9 protein-coding genes, 1 tRNA gene and 1 pseudogene are annotated in these 14,044 nt (G+C 58.5%); 4 read left to right on the forward strand and 7 right to left on the reverse strand.

The genetic code is table 11. The features are described 5' to 3' along the window. Nucleotides 1-87 precede the first annotated feature (87 nt). Nucleotides 88-1,038: a TAXI family TRAP transporter solute-binding subunit gene (locus BRAD3257_RS31290; protein WP_407121628.1), complete on the reverse strand. Its 951-nt coding sequence runs from the start codon at nucleotides 1,036-1,038 to the stop codon at nucleotides 88-90. Nucleotides 1,039-1,157: 119 nt separating this feature from the next. On the opposite strand from BRAD3257_RS31290, the pseudogene BRAD3257_RS31295 reads away from it, so the two are divergent. Both BRAD3257_RS31295 and BRAD3257_RS31300 read left to right on the forward strand, forming a co-directional pair. After that, nucleotides 1,158-2,128 (forward strand): annotated as a pseudogene (locus BRAD3257_RS31295) (Bug family tripartite tricarboxylate transporter substrate binding protein). A gap of 426 nt (nucleotides 2,129-2,554) precedes the next feature. Next, nucleotides 2,555-2,630 (forward strand) — tRNA-Ile (locus BRAD3257_RS31300). Nucleotides 2,631-2,647: 17 nt separating this feature from the next. Here the strand turns inward: BRAD3257_RS31300 and BRAD3257_RS31305 are convergent. The 6 genes from BRAD3257_RS31305 to BRAD3257_RS31330 form a co-directional block, all read right to left on the reverse strand. After that, a complete protein-coding gene (locus BRAD3257_RS31305) occupies nucleotides 2,648-3,508 on the reverse strand; it encodes a site-specific integrase (RefSeq protein ID WP_244607762.1) in 861 nt (286 codons plus the stop codon). Nucleotides 3,509-3,735: 227 nt separating this feature from the next. Further along, entirely contained in the window at nucleotides 3,736-4,095 is a 360-nt protein-coding gene (locus tag BRAD3257_RS41345; RefSeq protein ID WP_122405094.1) for an excisionase, read from the reverse strand. 1,011 nt (nucleotides 4,096-5,106) lie between these two features. Continuing rightward, a complete protein-coding gene (locus BRAD3257_RS31315; protein WP_122405095.1) occupies nucleotides 5,107-6,246 on the reverse strand; it encodes a hypothetical protein in 1,140 nt (379 codons plus the stop codon). A 145-nt stretch (nucleotides 6,247-6,391) separates the two neighbouring features. Further along, a complete protein-coding gene (locus BRAD3257_RS31320) occupies nucleotides 6,392-8,860 on the reverse strand; it encodes a S8 family peptidase (protein WP_122405096.1) in 2,469 nt (822 codons plus the stop codon). Between the two features lie 17 nt (nucleotides 8,861-8,877). Further along, a complete protein-coding gene (locus BRAD3257_RS31325) occupies nucleotides 8,878-9,864 on the reverse strand; it encodes an AAA family ATPase (protein ID WP_122405097.1) in 987 nt (328 codons plus the stop codon). A 396-nt stretch (nucleotides 9,865-10,260) separates the two neighbouring features. Continuing rightward, on the reverse strand, nucleotides 10,261-10,959 hold the full coding sequence (locus BRAD3257_RS31330; protein WP_145987050.1) for a hypothetical protein: 699 nt from the start codon (nucleotides 10,957-10,959) through the stop codon (nucleotides 10,261-10,263). Nucleotides 10,960-11,480: 521 nt separating this feature from the next. Here BRAD3257_RS31330 and BRAD3257_RS31335 point away from each other — a divergent pair. Both BRAD3257_RS31335 and BRAD3257_RS31340 read left to right on the forward strand, forming a co-directional pair. Continuing rightward, nucleotides 11,481-12,329 (forward strand): trypsin-like peptidase domain-containing protein, encoded by an 849-nt coding sequence (locus BRAD3257_RS31335; protein WP_145987051.1) that lies wholly within the window; start codon nucleotides 11,481-11,483, stop codon nucleotides 12,327-12,329. A 370-nt stretch (nucleotides 12,330-12,699) separates the two neighbouring features. After that, nucleotides 12,700-14,028 (forward strand): hypothetical protein, encoded by a 1,329-nt coding sequence (locus tag BRAD3257_RS31340; RefSeq protein WP_122405100.1) that lies wholly within the window; start codon nucleotides 12,700-12,702, stop codon nucleotides 14,026-14,028. Nucleotides 14,029-14,044: the final 16 nt, after the last annotated feature.

Consider the following 14,044-nt stretch of genomic DNA (forward strand, 5'->3'; position numbering starts at 1 on the left):
GACCGAACTACGGTGCGCAATTGCGCACCTGAGAATCTCGAGATTCCGGGTTCGCGCTTCGTGCGCCAGGGAATGACCGCTACGCGGTCACTTCACCACGCCGATCTCGCGAAAGTACTTCATCACGCCCGGATGGATCAGCTGCACCTTCGGCGCGGCCGCGACCGTGTTCGCGGCCGTGGTCTCGCAGGCCTGCGCGAGCTTCCTGCAGAACGTCGCCTCGATACCGTGCAGCGTCTTCGCGAGCCGATAGGCGACATCGTCGGGCAGATCCTCGCGCGTCAGCACGAAGCTCCACGAGCCGAGCGAAGCGATCGGCTCGGACTGTTTCGGATAGCTGCCGGCCGGCACGGTGAGCGGCTTCAGGAACGCATGCTTGGCGCGGATGCGCGCGATCTCTTCGGCATTGGGCGCGATGAAGCGCGCGCCCGATGCGCTCGAGGCGACCGCGGCAAAACCGGGCCAGCCGATGCCGGCGCCCCAGAGCGCGGCGACGCGGCCGTCCTCGACCATCGCAGGGCCGTCGCCGGCGCGGTCGAGATAGATCGCCTTGAAGTCCTCGTCCTGGTTCAGGCCGAGGCCATCGAGTACATAGCGCGCCAGGATCGGCAGGCCGGAGCCTTTGGCGCCGAACGCGACGGGCTGGCCAACGAGATCGCGAATGGTCCTGTAGGGACTGTCCGCGCGCACCACGAACATGCCGGGGTTGGAATAGATCGCCGTGAGAATCTTCAATCGTACCGGCGCACGGCCGATGCCGGCGAAGGCCTCATAGGCCGGCTCGCCCGCGACCAGCGCAAGATCGAGCTCGCCTTTCTCCAGCAGCGGGATGTTCTCGTTGCTGCCCTTGGTGTTGCGCGGTGCGATGGAAATTTCCGGATCGGCCGCGTTCATCACCTCGGCGAAGGCATTGCCATAGAGCGGGAAGCCGCCGCCGGGTGTCGCGGTGCCGAGGCTGAGAGTAGTGGTCGGAATGGCCGTGCCTCCGGTTTGGGCGGCGGCGGAGCTGGCGAGCAGCGCCGCACTGATGAGCATCATCGCGAATCTCATGGTCGCTCCCGGCGGGCCTGCGTCAACATCGACTTGCGGCGATGTAGGCAGCCGCGCGTTTTTGTGAAAGCATGCCCTCCAACGACAATAAAGCAATGGGAGGCGTCATGTTGCGAATTTTGCGTAACGGTGTTTTCGGGCTCGCAGTTCTCTTAGGTCTTTTCAGCGCCACCCCTCCCGCCGCCGCCGGCTACCCCGACCGTCCCGTGCACTGGCTGATCGGCTTTGCCGCCGGCGGCCCGGTCGACATCGTGGCGCGGATCATGGCGCAGTGGCTGTCGGACCGTCTCGGCCAGCAATTCATCGTCGAGAACCGCACCGGATCCGGCGGCAACATCGCCGCGGCTGCCGCGATCAATTCGCCTCCGGACGGCTACACGCTGCTGTTCGTCGCGCCCAACAACGCGATTTCGACCTCGCTCTACAAGAAGCTGCCGTTCGACTTTTTGCGCGACACCGTGCCGGTGGCCAGCATCATGCAGCTCACCAACATGCTGGTACCAACGCGTTTCCGCCGAAGACGGTCCAGGAGTTCATCGACTATTGCAAGGCCAATCCCGGCAAGATCTCCTTTGCCTCCTCCGGCAACGGCACCTCGGTGCACATGTCGGCCGAGCTGTTCAAGGTGATGACGAAGTGCGACATGGTGCACGTGCCCTATCGCGGCTCGGCCATCGCCTTCCCCGACATCATCTCCAACAAGGTGCAGCTGATCTTCGACAATCTGCCCTCGGCGATGGAGCAGGTGAAAGGCGGCAATGTCCGCGCGCTCGGCGTGACCTCGCCGCAGCGCTGGCCGAGCGTGCCCGACGTGCCCGCGATCGCCGAGACCGTGCCGGGATTCGAATCGGTCGGCTTCTACGGCATCTCCGCGCCGAAGGGCACGCCGCCCGAGGTGATCGAGATCCTCAACAAGGCCGTCGGCGAAGCGCTGAAGGACCCCAAGCTGGTCGCGCGCCTCACTGAGGTCGGCGGCCTCCCCAAGCCGATGACGCCCGCCGAGTTCGGCAAGCTGGTCGCGGACGAAACCGAGAAGTGGCGCAAGGTGGTGGAGTTCGCCGGGGTCTCCGTGGACTAGGCGGCGGCCCGTCCGCTTGCTTGCGAGACATCTGTGGGGACCGTGCGGTCCCCCTCAGACAAAAAGTCGAAAAACAACCCCATGCACAGTAGACGAGGCCAGCAATTACAAGGGGTTACGGAAGCACGAAACGAGCCTTGCCGTAAGCTCGATTTGACCCGTCGGGCAAAACAGGACTATAAGGGCATCATCGCAGATTTCGGGTATTCAAAAATTCGGGCGCTGGCGCTCCTTCCGCCGGCGCGATGAGATTTGGATGAATCGTCATCGCGCTTTAGGTTGTTGTTTACGCATGACCTTTCCGGAAAACCGCTTCGCACTTTTCCGGATCATGCTTTGGCGCCAGCATTGCACCCCCGCCTTCATCCCTGTAAACGAACCGCGCACCGTTGCCGGCCGCGTGTTCCCGCGAGCCGCCTCGCGGCGGGGCCTGTAGCTCAATGGTTAGAGCCGGCCGCTCATAACGGTCTGGTTGCAGGTTCGAGTCCTGCCGGGCCCACCAATGAAATCAGTGACTTATCAGGCCAAGTTTCGTTTCATCGGAAGCACCGCACCAGATATCGCACCAGATACGTGCGCTTTTCGTTCGCTGGCTGGATCGCGCTTTGCGATTTTCTCGACGGCGTCGGACAAATAATCGGGATGGTGATGGCCATAGGTGTTGAGCAACACCTCAAGCGACATGCCTAGATAACCCGCTGCCTGCCAGGGGTCCGCGCCTCTCTGCATGAGCCAAGTCGCTGCGGTGTGTCGCAAAGTGTGAGGGGAAATTCCCGAACCAAGCCCCGCAAGCCGCACAGCGCTCTTGAACGCCGTTTTGACCGAGGTCACGGGCCTACCGTTGTACTCGACGAAATGCTTGGCCTCCGGAGCGATCCTGTGCCAGCGCCGCAGGTGAGCAAGCAAGCGCAAGGGTATCGGCACCGTCGGCTGCCGCTTGTTCGTTTTGGTGCTGCCCTGTTTCAAACGGTAATAGCGGCCGCGCTCAAGGTCGACATAAGAGCGACCGATCGCCGGAATGGGAGAGGCGGCCGCTATAGCTCCTGCACGAGTTCCGCTGTAGATCCCCAACAAAATGAACCGCGCAAGATGGCGGAGGGGACGCTTGCTGGTCGGGACCTTTTCGTCGTCCAACGGCCGACGCGAGCCCTTCTGCATTTCGCGATAGCGCCAGCAGGTCCAAATCAGTTTGGCCGCATCGCTGCGCGTCAGCCACTTGTCTCGCGGCTGGCCCTTCTCTGGCAGCGAGACCTTGACGATTTCCCGATGAAATCCTTCGGCTGCATGGTGACCAATGGCGGCGCGTAGATCTTCGAGGTCCCGCCGCGCGCCTCCCTTTTTTGCCGCGCCGCTTGGTGTAGGAGCGACACGCCTCGCCATTGACCTCACCAAGCATTTTTGCCCCCCACCAGTCATTCAATCGCTCAATTCGTTTCTTGAACTTGCGGATATCTGGGACGTTATCTTCGCTTTCGCTATCGATGTTGAAGCGACTACGAAGCTTGTCCGTTGCGCATCCAAGTAAATCGAGAGGACGTCCGCGATTGCGATATCATCTATGTGGCGGATGCGTCGCTTTGGCGTGTGTTTGGAGGTTATGTAGTCCCTTAGTTTTTCCTCCTCGGCCGCAATCTCATCTGCAGCGCAGCCTGTGCCGACATCCCGGCCGTTGTCTCTGATGATCCAGGTTGCTTGGTGGGTGATCTTTCCGCTCTTGTTTCGGCGGGCGGCCTTAAGCTGAAGTCTGGCGCCCTTGCTTCTTCGCGGCATAGCTCTCGCATCCGTTCGATAGGAGCCAGCGTTGTAAATTCCTTGCCGGCAATCTTCTCAATAACCAATCGGTTACGATCGCGCTCGCGACGTAAGCCCGCGACCGTCATTCCTCCCAAAGGAAACGCGATCTTCACGGCATCAGCAAGGCGAAGAGGGGTATCAGGTGTAATTTCAGGTTGCGTTCGATTTGTCATCGACGCCTTGTCGAATATTGTAGAGGGGAAGCTTATTCGTGGCGCAACATTCGTTGCGGAGACCTACTGCGTGGGCAAGCTCAGCCCCACCTCTATCGCGCGCTTGAGCGTAGAAGCGTACAAATAAGCAAAGACGACAACAGCGGGAGGGAATCAGCAGAGTTCACACACGGGTCTCGGCACGCCTCAACAAGGGGCCGTTCCGAATGAAAGCGTAGGATGCTATACTCTGGTCGAGGCAATTAGTTATGGATCCAAAGTTACTATCGAACCGATTATCGCACACACCTTCGATCGCAGCTTAATGACGGTGTGGGCCAAACAACTCGTTGACGATAAGGACGATCAAATGATCCCACCTCGCGGGATGTCAAAAGAGCAGGCCGCGGCCTGCGCCGGTTGTGAAACGCTATCAGCTTTCAATGACTTGGATTCGGCGGGGGATCATGCCGCGACCCATTCCCGGAACACATCGGTGGGACAGGAAAGCTATCGATGCAGCCTTTGACCGGCTGTCGGGGCTCAAGCCCGCGGTTCAATCGCAACGGTCGCCTTATGACGAATGGAAAGCCTCGCAAAATACGGATGCGCCTCGAGGGCATCAGAAAAGCTCGCCGATGAAACGGAAAGGCGCGGTTGGGGAGCCCCCCGTCCAACTGAAAGCTCGCTTCCAAGGAGCAGATCGTAAGTGCTTGATCTGTAAGCTTGGCGCATGGCGCCTCGAACCTGGGGCCCGCTGATTAAGAGACATATTGCGACTGTTGATTTCTCACGAGAATTTCTCCAACTGACCCAAAATCCCGTCATTACAGATCAAGGACTTGCAACGAAAAGTCCAACCGGCAGACCGCAGCTCGTTGCCAGGCTCAAGACGCGAGAAGCATTGAGGTTATGGTTTCGCTGAAAAAATTGACTTTCGGGCTGATAGATTCTATATTGTTGTCGTGGAATTAGGCGGCTCGTCCGCTTTACGGAATAGAAGGGCTGAGCATTCGGTGCTGCCCGAATTCCTTATGTTCCTCCTTTCATACTAATATCTATCGCTTTTTCCACGCTCGTTCTTATGACGAGGTCGTGCACGCTCTTGAAATATCCGCGGAAGCGCTCAAATTTTGTAGGTTTATTCCATTCAAGTGAGAGAGCTTCCAGTTTTGTCGCAAGCTCTTCGATGCGGCCAGAATAGGCTTTCGCAAAGGTTCGTAGACCCTCAGAGAACGCGGCGTCTTTGTCGCGTGCGTCGCCTTGATTGAACGTCGCCAGCCTATCAATCATTGCCTTAATTGCATTGCGAAGGATCTCGCGGTTAGTTTTGCCAGAGATGGACGAACCTACGTGCTGAAGCTGCGCATAAGCAAACGCCAATGAATTGAGGTGGGCAAAGAGCACCCGCGTAACGCGTTCCTGGGACGTCTCTTCTCTGGTGCCCCTCTCGGAAGCTTGAACGATGACATTGTTTCTTTTGGACCCGCGAGCGGAAGTGATGAAGAGTGCGGGCTCGTTGTGATTGGTTAAATAGCGCCGGTCTCGCCCGTCGCTTATTGGCCGTCCAGACGCGATCCGAATCGTTACGAGCGGATCCCCGGTAAAGAACGCCGAGCCAAAAGTCTCTGCTATTGGATAGGACATCAAACCCGAGTTGCTCGTCGATGCGGCGAGGTACGCCAATCCGAGGAATTTAGAGCAGCGAGCGAAGGGCATCGTCTGCTTGGAGCCATCCACCGAATTGATCTGAACACTTGTTGCCAAAAGGCATTGAGCTAAAATTGCGGGCCTAATCGGTGCCGCAATATCGTCCCTGCCGAATACAAGTTCTTCGTAATCCTCGGCGATCAGAAAACCGATCTCGAAGCGTCCAGCAATTTGACCGTCGAAGTAGAGCCGCCGGAACCAAGGGACAACGTCCAGTGAGGATGGCCAACTGTCCTCTCGGTAGTCAATGTGTTCGGGGAAGCGGATCGCGTTGTCCATATCAGCAAAGCGGCTTTCTCCCACTAAACCTAAGCCGGATGAGTTTCTGGGTGAGACTTTGCCGAAGCCTCTCACAAACCCTTTCGGCTCGTCCGCCGCCCAGTCTGGGGATCGCAATCGGCCTCTCTCCCCAGTAATTATGGGGCGGAAGTCTGCAAATGGAATCTGAACGATAATAAACATGTCGCTCCGAGCTCGGGCTGATCGTCAACAGCGTACAACGGATCAATGTCAAACTGGGTTGTGGCCCAACTATTGTATCAGAGATCTTGCGACGCGAGTCGCAACCGCGGCGCACGGGCAAGAGCGAGCCGCAGACAGATTCCGGTCAAACTTCGATCGTGCTAGCAACGGCAACTGCATTCTCAACTGGAGTGAAGATATCCACATTTGACCCTGGCGCTCTGATCGTCACGATAAGCGCATACCGCGCAGTGCCATCGAACCGCTCCAGATAAGGCTTTTCCTTCCACCAGCCGCCGACGGGAAAGACGCCAATCGCGTCGCGCTCTGCGAGGTCAGCCGCGCTTCCTGACCAGAAATCCGAATGCACCGACCCATTGTCCCGAAACGTACCGAGAAGCCAATCCTCGCCGCCGGTGGCAGGCGCCCCTTCCTCTTCATCCCGTGCTGCCTGGTTGATGCGGGCTCGGAACTCGTCGACAGTCTCAGTCGCGGACTTCACACGGAAGCGAAGGCCGTGCGAAGCGTACCGATGTCGTCTCGTCCACCCACGCTCCCCAGGATTGGGTTCGATGAAGTAGGACAAAGTCGCGCGTAGCTCTACCTGCGCGGCCCCAAGCGCGGCCAGTTGCTCCTTCGGCCAAGGCAGGCGATGGAGTTTCATGTCACGGGTCTTGGCAGCAGCTCCCCCTTGTCGCTGAAATGGATTGAGTTCATCTTCGACGATGAGCGTTAAATCGTTCACCGTCGAAAGGAGCGCCCGCCCAAGGTCTGGAACTCCATAGCCATAGCGGCGTACAAGCGCCTGTATTTGCCCCTTGGCACCGTTGCATGCGTTGATGCGAGCGCGCATCTGCGGGGTCCACTCGGCCGAATGCACGATCAAAGCCCTAACCGTTTCCGGCCAGAGGCCTGGGCGCGCCACCAAGATCAGCCCCGCCAGCCGTGCGGCGTGGGCGGTAGCCGCACTCGTGTCGCCCAGAGTTGTAAAGTGGCGCAGCTCCGGGCGGAAATACGTCGTCAGGATTTGCAGGTCGTCGATCGGCTCGCCGGGGAGCGTACCGTCATGCGCGAGATTACCTCCTTCGAACACGACGTCTGGTTTTACAGGCCACTGCCGGTCCCAGACCACAGAAGTCCTGCTGCGCGGCGATAGCTCGCCGGCGGGCGCGATCGGCGCGTAGCCAGCGAAGTCAGGATCGATGATGTCCACTTTCTCGGTGTAGGCACCCACCGTCAGTGCATTCCACGCCTGCGCCGGATCATCGACCGCCTCGAGATCGTTGCGTGTGAGGTGATCAGCCGGCATCAGATCCTCGGCGATATTTCCCGCGGACAGAATGATCAGGCGCCGCTGATCCTCCTCAAAACAAAGTTGGTCGACAGCCGCTGACCACGATGTCGGTCGGCCGCGCGCAGGATTTGCGCTGGTGACCGCCATGGCAATGGCGCGGCGGCGAGCTGGCGCCTGAATTTCGGCCCGAGCAATTGCCTCTCCGGTGATCGCGCCATAGAGCTCGGGATCGTTCGCTTCGTCCTCGGGCGGCAAAATGCGAACGCTCTCGAGGCGGTAAGGCAAGGCAATTGGATCGTTTCCGACGAGGACGGGGACAAGGTCACCATAGAGCCCGACACCGGCCATCCGCGTCCCGTGACCTTGCCACACCGGGGTGTCGTCGCTGCCCCAGCCGGGCTTGATTGTGTGACAATCTTCCACGGCAAGCGCAGGTTCGATCAAGGGGTGAGTTTGACGCACACCGCTGTCGAGAACACAGACAGCGACATCGTTGCCCGGCGGCGTCACGCGGTCGAGCAGTTCATCACTCCAATCGCGCTGCTCTGCGCCCCCAAGGCCCATGAAGAAAGATGGTGTATCCTTCGCGCGCCGCAACTCGGCCACAACGTCGCTGTGAGCTACAAGCCGGTCCAGCGTTGCTACGCTCGCGAGCGCAAGCATGACCTCTCGCTCGGGAAATCTAACCGCATGTGCGCGCAGCGTAAGATTCAACGCTTGGGCGATGCGCTCGAAATTCTCTCGACGACCTTTGCGCAGCCAAATCTCCCACCAGACCTGTTCATTCGGCTGCTGCGGAAAAAGCCCATCGTCGTCGGTGTATAGCGAACGTGCCGTAGCCAGCCGTATTGTGTCAATCCGCGACACCAACGGCTCATTCCGCGGCCTTCCCTTCTTGGTATCAGAGTCGCGATAGGCCTCGACCTTTCGCAGATAGTAGTTCTCGGCCTGTTGCGGCACGAACACCGAAGCGCGTAGCGGCTCGCCATCTCTTACCGGTTCATGGACCGCGACAACTTCCATCTTCTGCCGTCGATCGGCCAATTGATCCAGCGCGATGCGCTCGCGCGCCGGCAGTTCGATATCGAGGTAAGACCCTGGTAGCCCTACGGCCAGGTTGAGATCGCGAGCGGCAATCTGCACTCGAGCCGCCTGAATGGCATGTCCGATAGCCTGGACCAACGCCGCGGCATGCCCCGCCCGATCGCGTTCAGGTACCGCGGGCGGTTCGATTTTCTGATTGGGCCTCCGATACGGCTCTCGAACACCATTGTCGCGAAGATGAATGTGGGGTTTATCCCGAGGAAAATCGTCTGCCATTACAACCTGTACTGTCGTTACTCAGACAGCGAGGCCCGCCGGCGTTCCATCAGCGCTTGAATGAGCGCCTCTGATGTTATCCGTTTCCCGCCCCCCAAGAGTATCGCTTTAGCCGCGTCGTCCGCAGCTCTTACAATTTCCGCCTGAGATAAATTGTGCGCCTGCTCGACGGCCTGGTTCCAGGCGACACCGCGCGTATCAAAACGGTCGAGGCGCGCCTGCAGCAAGGCTTCAGTCAGGACCGAATCGGGCAACGCGTATTCAATGACATCGTCAAAGCGACGGAAGAGCGCCCTATCCAACAGCTTGGGATGGTTGGTCGCAGCGACGACGAGGCCGTAGCTTTCATCCTGCTCCAGGAATTGCAGGAAGGAGTTCAAGACACGGCGAATTTCGCCGACGTCTTGGCGCTCGCCGCGCCGGGCGCCGATGGCGTCGAATTCGTCGAAAAAGTAGACCCCGCGTGTTGCCTGCATAGCGTCGAAGACGAGCCGTAGCTTTCCAGCCGTCTCGCCCATGAATTTCGTGATTAGACCATCCAGCACGACGGTGAACAATGGGAGATGGAGCTCACCGGCCAAAGCCGCCGCCGTCATCGTCTTGCCCGAGCCAGGCGGTCCCACCAGCAGCAGTTTGCGACGTGGTTTCAGACCGTGCTCACGCAGACTCTGCTGCTGCCGCTGCTCGCTCAGCACACGTTCAAGCCGATGTCGTAATTCGCCCGGGAGAACCATTTCGGTCAGACGCAGGTCCGGATAACCGGCGTGCAGCAACCCGGCCAATTCGCCTTTCGGCTGAACCAGTGGAACCGGCCGTGCCGTCTTGGTCATTGCAGTGTCGGCTATCTTGGCCCGGTCAATCAGCTCTTTGAGTTCCTGCGCCAGCTTGCCATGTCCCTGCCGTGCCTCATGCGCGGCAAGCTGCATTGCGGTGGCGAGGAAACGCTCGCCGTCGCCGGCAATGTGGCTCTTCAGCAAACTGACAATATGGCGAGCGGTCGACATGCTCTTCAGTCTAATCCATCAACGCCGGTCTGGTTGCGTTTGCCAGCGTTGTCCACCTTAACGTTTTGACAATTGATTGTATCGGGAATTCGTGTCTATTCCATTGCGATTCCTCAGAAATCTCGACCAGCAGGCGGGTTTCTGTAGCACTTCCGGCCCCTCGCTGCCAACGGCGGATATCTCGCTCCCTATACTCCCGGCGCTCCGAAATCGTGGGCGCACAGGTCTTCGGAGTCGGGACCCGCGCCTTCATCCGCAAAATAAGGCCCTTTGCGGATGGCGCCGATCGTCTGCGGGTTCAGCCAACTGGCGTCGGTACTGCACTGCTAGTGCGCATATTGCGCCGGCAAGGTGATCGCAAAGTTGGTGCCGTGATCGAAAACAATCACCCGCAAATCATTGCCGTGCCCTCTCCGCTAGGATCTCATCTCGATTTTGGTCCACCTTCCATCGCCGCCAAAGACCGGCGGCCATCCATACGCAGCCGACTGCAACCAGCAGTCCATGTGCAACACGGAGAGGCTGTGAGCCGAAGAACTGCGAAATGTACGAGGACGTCCCGACAGCAAAGGGAATGCCGCTCGCCTTCGAATAGCGACAGGATCGCCAAAGCGCCGTTGCGGTCGCATTTGCCGAGGCGGCAAGGAGCAGCAAACCAGCAAGAAACATGACCAGACCGGGTCCGGAGCGGATGACCTCTACTAGCCCAAGCGGAGCGTCAGTGTGCAGCCGCAGCGCTTCCTGCCCCAGCGCGTGTAGACCATAGGTTTCACCGCCATAGAACGGGAGTGTAAACCCTGTGCCGATCACGCTCAGGACTATGGCGACAAAGAGCAGCCGTTCAGCCGCGGTGCCGCGAAGAGAGTGATGCAGTCCGAGGAGCCCCAGCGGCAACAAGGTAAACGCAATGATGGCAAGCATGTGCGAAGCCAACCATGCCGCTGAACCAAAGGCCGCAGCGCCCAGCAGCGACCGCTCGTCGGAGAATGGTCGGATGGCAGGGTAGATCGCGAAGAGAATCCCGGAGATGACGAGAGCGCCGGCGCCAACGTGGACACTGCTTGCAACCATCGGCTGTTCTCTCTTATTCACCATTCGGTACGCCATGCGTGGCATTAACCTGCGTTCAATGTCAGACGGTTTTTTCTTCCGCGGGGTCGCCGCTATTAAGCATAGGATGCTTCTCAGAGATCCTTGCGAGGCACGAATCGAAGACGACCTATTTTTCATCGCTTGAAGATATCAGTCATTCGCATTTTAGCCATCACGCGAGTTTTTGTTGCTGAAGATGTTGAGGATCGCACTGCCGCGCCAATGATCGAAGTTGTCCAAGTTATCGATGCGAGCATGTGGATTCCAGGTCGAAGCCGGATTGCAAGGGGGCGGCCGAGATGATGTGTGCTTTACTTGAGCGCACGTGGCTTGCGCCGGCGCGATTCATGATTAGGCTGATCGACCCGTATTTGTAAAATCTAGTTGCCGTGGGCCATCCATGACTTTTGGAATCGCCCGGATGCGTACACTGAATGCCCCTTTTTAGAAAGTGAGCAGGCTTTGACAGTTAGTGAGCAATCTCTTCGCGTCACACAATCGAACCATTTTTCCACGACATTCCGTTGCCGAAGGCGACAGGATTCTTCTATGAATTCGCGCAGACGCACGGCCTTGTCACCAATTGGCATGTGCTATCTGGCAAACATGCTGTCTCCGAAGCATTTCTGGATGAGCACCGCCGCTTTCCTACGCGGCTGAGATGCCACTGGTCTGCACAAGATCGTGCGGGTGGAACGGCGGAATTCCGTGAGCTTGAACTGCCTGTCCTCAGAGATGGATGGCCAACCTGGTGGCAACATCGCGGCTTCCTCAATCAGGATGGGATGCCCCAACAGGTCGACATCGGCGTCATCTGTCTCAATGACTGGATGCCGAATTACGAAGAAGAAAAGAGCCGCATTGCATGCTTCAAAGCTGCGGTTCTCTATCAACCCGCGAAAGACGGCAGGTCCGACTATTGGGAATACGGATATGCGCCAGTCGGAGCCGAGGTTTTCATTCTTGGCTTTCCGCTTGGATTGGCGCTGCAGGGGACCCTTCCGATTTGGAAGTGTGGCTCAGTCGCTTCGGAGCCCCTGATCAATATTGCAGGACAGATGCCGATCTTCTTTGTAGATGCGGCCACTCGTCACGGGATGTCTGGCTCGCCAGTCGCGTACTTTGGCAAAGAACTGATAAACTCTCGAGGCTTACCCGCCCCGGCGCCGCAAGCATTTGTCGAACCATGGCTGCTTGGCGTATATGCTGGCCGCCGCGGCTCCTCCTCCGAGGAACAGGAGATGTCCCTCGGCAGGGTTTGGCACCGGCGACTGCTCGATGACATCTTCTTCAATCATGTTCCGGGCGGCACGCCTCCCCTTACGAGTGAAGGCAGTACGACCGCAACATCGCTCCGCCAAGCCATTGAGTAAGTCGCGCACCGCAAACTTCTTATCTGGTTTGATGCCACCATGGCTCTATATGCTGTCACCTCCCGGCGGCGCAGCATTTCTCGCACTACAATTCCTGATAAAGCTTTGTCGCGAAAGCCCGAGGGCCCAGCGTGGAATTGATCGCCAACTGACCGACTTCTCCTTGAGGAACGCCATCGGTATATTGAATCGGCGATGTGAAAATGGACACACTCCGGATGTATCCACCCATCGTCGGATGGTGTCTGAGAATCCCCGAGCGAATTAGTTGGGGAGCGGGGATTCGGGGGATGTCTCTCCGCGCAACGCGGCGCGTCGATGTCTCCAACGACTGAGGAGCGGATAGTGCCGGCGCCGCGATCGGTGAAACATGCGATTTAAGAAAGCAGGCGGTTTAACGGCTTCGGAGAAGGTCCTAGCGGACCTCTGCGAAAAATCGTTCCTGTCGCTGTGGAGCTACCCGAACCTGTACCGCAAATCCGGCAAGGAACTGACCGATTTGCTGGTCGTGTTCGGCAATGATGTGATCCTGTCCTCCGACAAATCCTGTGCCTTCCCTGATAGCGGAGACGCGGATCTCGACTGGGAGCGTTGGTTTCGGCGGTCCATCACCAAATCCGCCGAGCAGATCACGCAAGCCGAAGAGTGGATCAAGCGTCAGCCATTCCGGCTGTTCCTCGACGCCAAGGCGACACAGCCCCTGCCCCTGCCGCTGCCACCTACCGACCGAATGCGCGTTTATCGGGTGTGCATCGCGCTTGGCGCGGCTGAACGCTGCAAGGCCGCGACCGGATACGCGACGCTGGAGCTATCGCCGCCAACGGTGGACGATGAAAAGCGGTTCGCGGTTGGACGTGTCAGCAACACCCATGGCTGGGTTCACGTCTTCGATGACACGACGCTTCCTATCATTCTGGCCGAGCTTTCGACCATCGCCGATTTTCTCGATTACCTTCGGAAGAAGGAAGCACTTTACGACGGCGGCCAATTTGTCCGCAGCTTTTCCGAGCTCGATCTGCTCGGTTATTTCCTCTGGAACAACCGCGGCTTTCCGGAAGTCGGAAACGGTCCATACGGGACCGATCCGGATCTCTGGGCAAAGGTAGAGGCTGATGAAGGCTTCTTGCGAGGCCGCGAAGAAAACAAGATCAGTGCGTTCTGCGACGGCCTGATCGAGTATCTGACCGAACTTTACATGAAGGAAGAGCTAGAGCACGGAAACGATCATGAAGTCGCTGATCACGAGCGTATGGTGCATATCATGGCCGCCGAAAGCCGGTTTATGCGACGCGTGCTCAGCAAATGGATATTGGAAAGAGCCGAGCTTGCCAAGAAGGGGTATGTCAGCAGTTTGCTCGCATCTGAGCAGAAGGACGTGCTCTACGTCCTGGTCATCGGTCCCGGCGACGACGGCCGAGACCATCAAACCTATCGGGACGATCGAAAGACGAGGCTCGCCGCCCGTATGTACGCAGCCAAGGCGGTGCATCCCGAGCGACGCATGATTCTGGGGATTGCCCTTGATGCGCGTGACGTGAAAGGAAGCTCCGAGGATTTCATCCTGATGGATACATCCGGATGGACCGCTGAGGATTTAGTGAAAGCAGAAGCCATACGGCAGGAAGGCGGATTCTTCGTCGGACATCGATTACGGATTGATGAGAAAGAATATCCGGATGCGGTAGACCCCAACGCTTGAGACCCGACTGAGGCAA

Source organism: Bradyrhizobium vignae (assembly GCF_900324035.1).
In the GTDB taxonomy this organism is placed as follows: Bacteria; Pseudomonadota; Alphaproteobacteria; order Rhizobiales; family Xanthobacteraceae; genus Bradyrhizobium; species Bradyrhizobium vignae.

Excerpts from the sequence above, each read along its gene's own strand:
- BRAD3257_RS31290 (WP_407121628.1), bottom strand. The coding sequence starts at position 1,038 with ATGATGCTCATCAGTGCGGCGCTGCTCGCCAGCTCCGCCGCCGCCCAA.
- BRAD3257_RS31305 (WP_244607762.1), bottom strand. The coding sequence starts at position 3,508 with ATGGCGAGGCGTGTCGCTCCTACACCAAGCGGCGCGGCAAAAAAGGGA.
- BRAD3257_RS41345 (WP_122405094.1), bottom strand. The coding sequence starts at position 4,095 with ATGACAAATCGAACGCAACCTGAAATTACACCTGATACCCCTCTTCGC.
- BRAD3257_RS31315 (WP_122405095.1), bottom strand. The coding sequence starts at position 6,246 with ATGTTTATTATCGTTCAGATTCCATTTGCAGACTTCCGCCCCATAATT.
- BRAD3257_RS31320 (WP_122405096.1), bottom strand. The coding sequence starts at position 8,860 with ATGGCAGACGATTTTCCTCGGGATAAACCCCACATTCATCTTCGCGAC.
- BRAD3257_RS31325 (WP_122405097.1), bottom strand. The coding sequence starts at position 9,864 with ATGTCGACCGCTCGCCATATTGTCAGTTTGCTGAAGAGCCACATTGCC.
- BRAD3257_RS31330 (WP_145987050.1), bottom strand. The coding sequence starts at position 10,959 with ATGGTGAATAAGAGAGAACAGCCGATGGTTGCAAGCAGTGTCCACGTT.
- BRAD3257_RS31340 (WP_122405100.1), top strand. The coding sequence starts at position 12,700 with ATGCGATTTAAGAAAGCAGGCGGTTTAACGGCTTCGGAGAAGGTCCTA.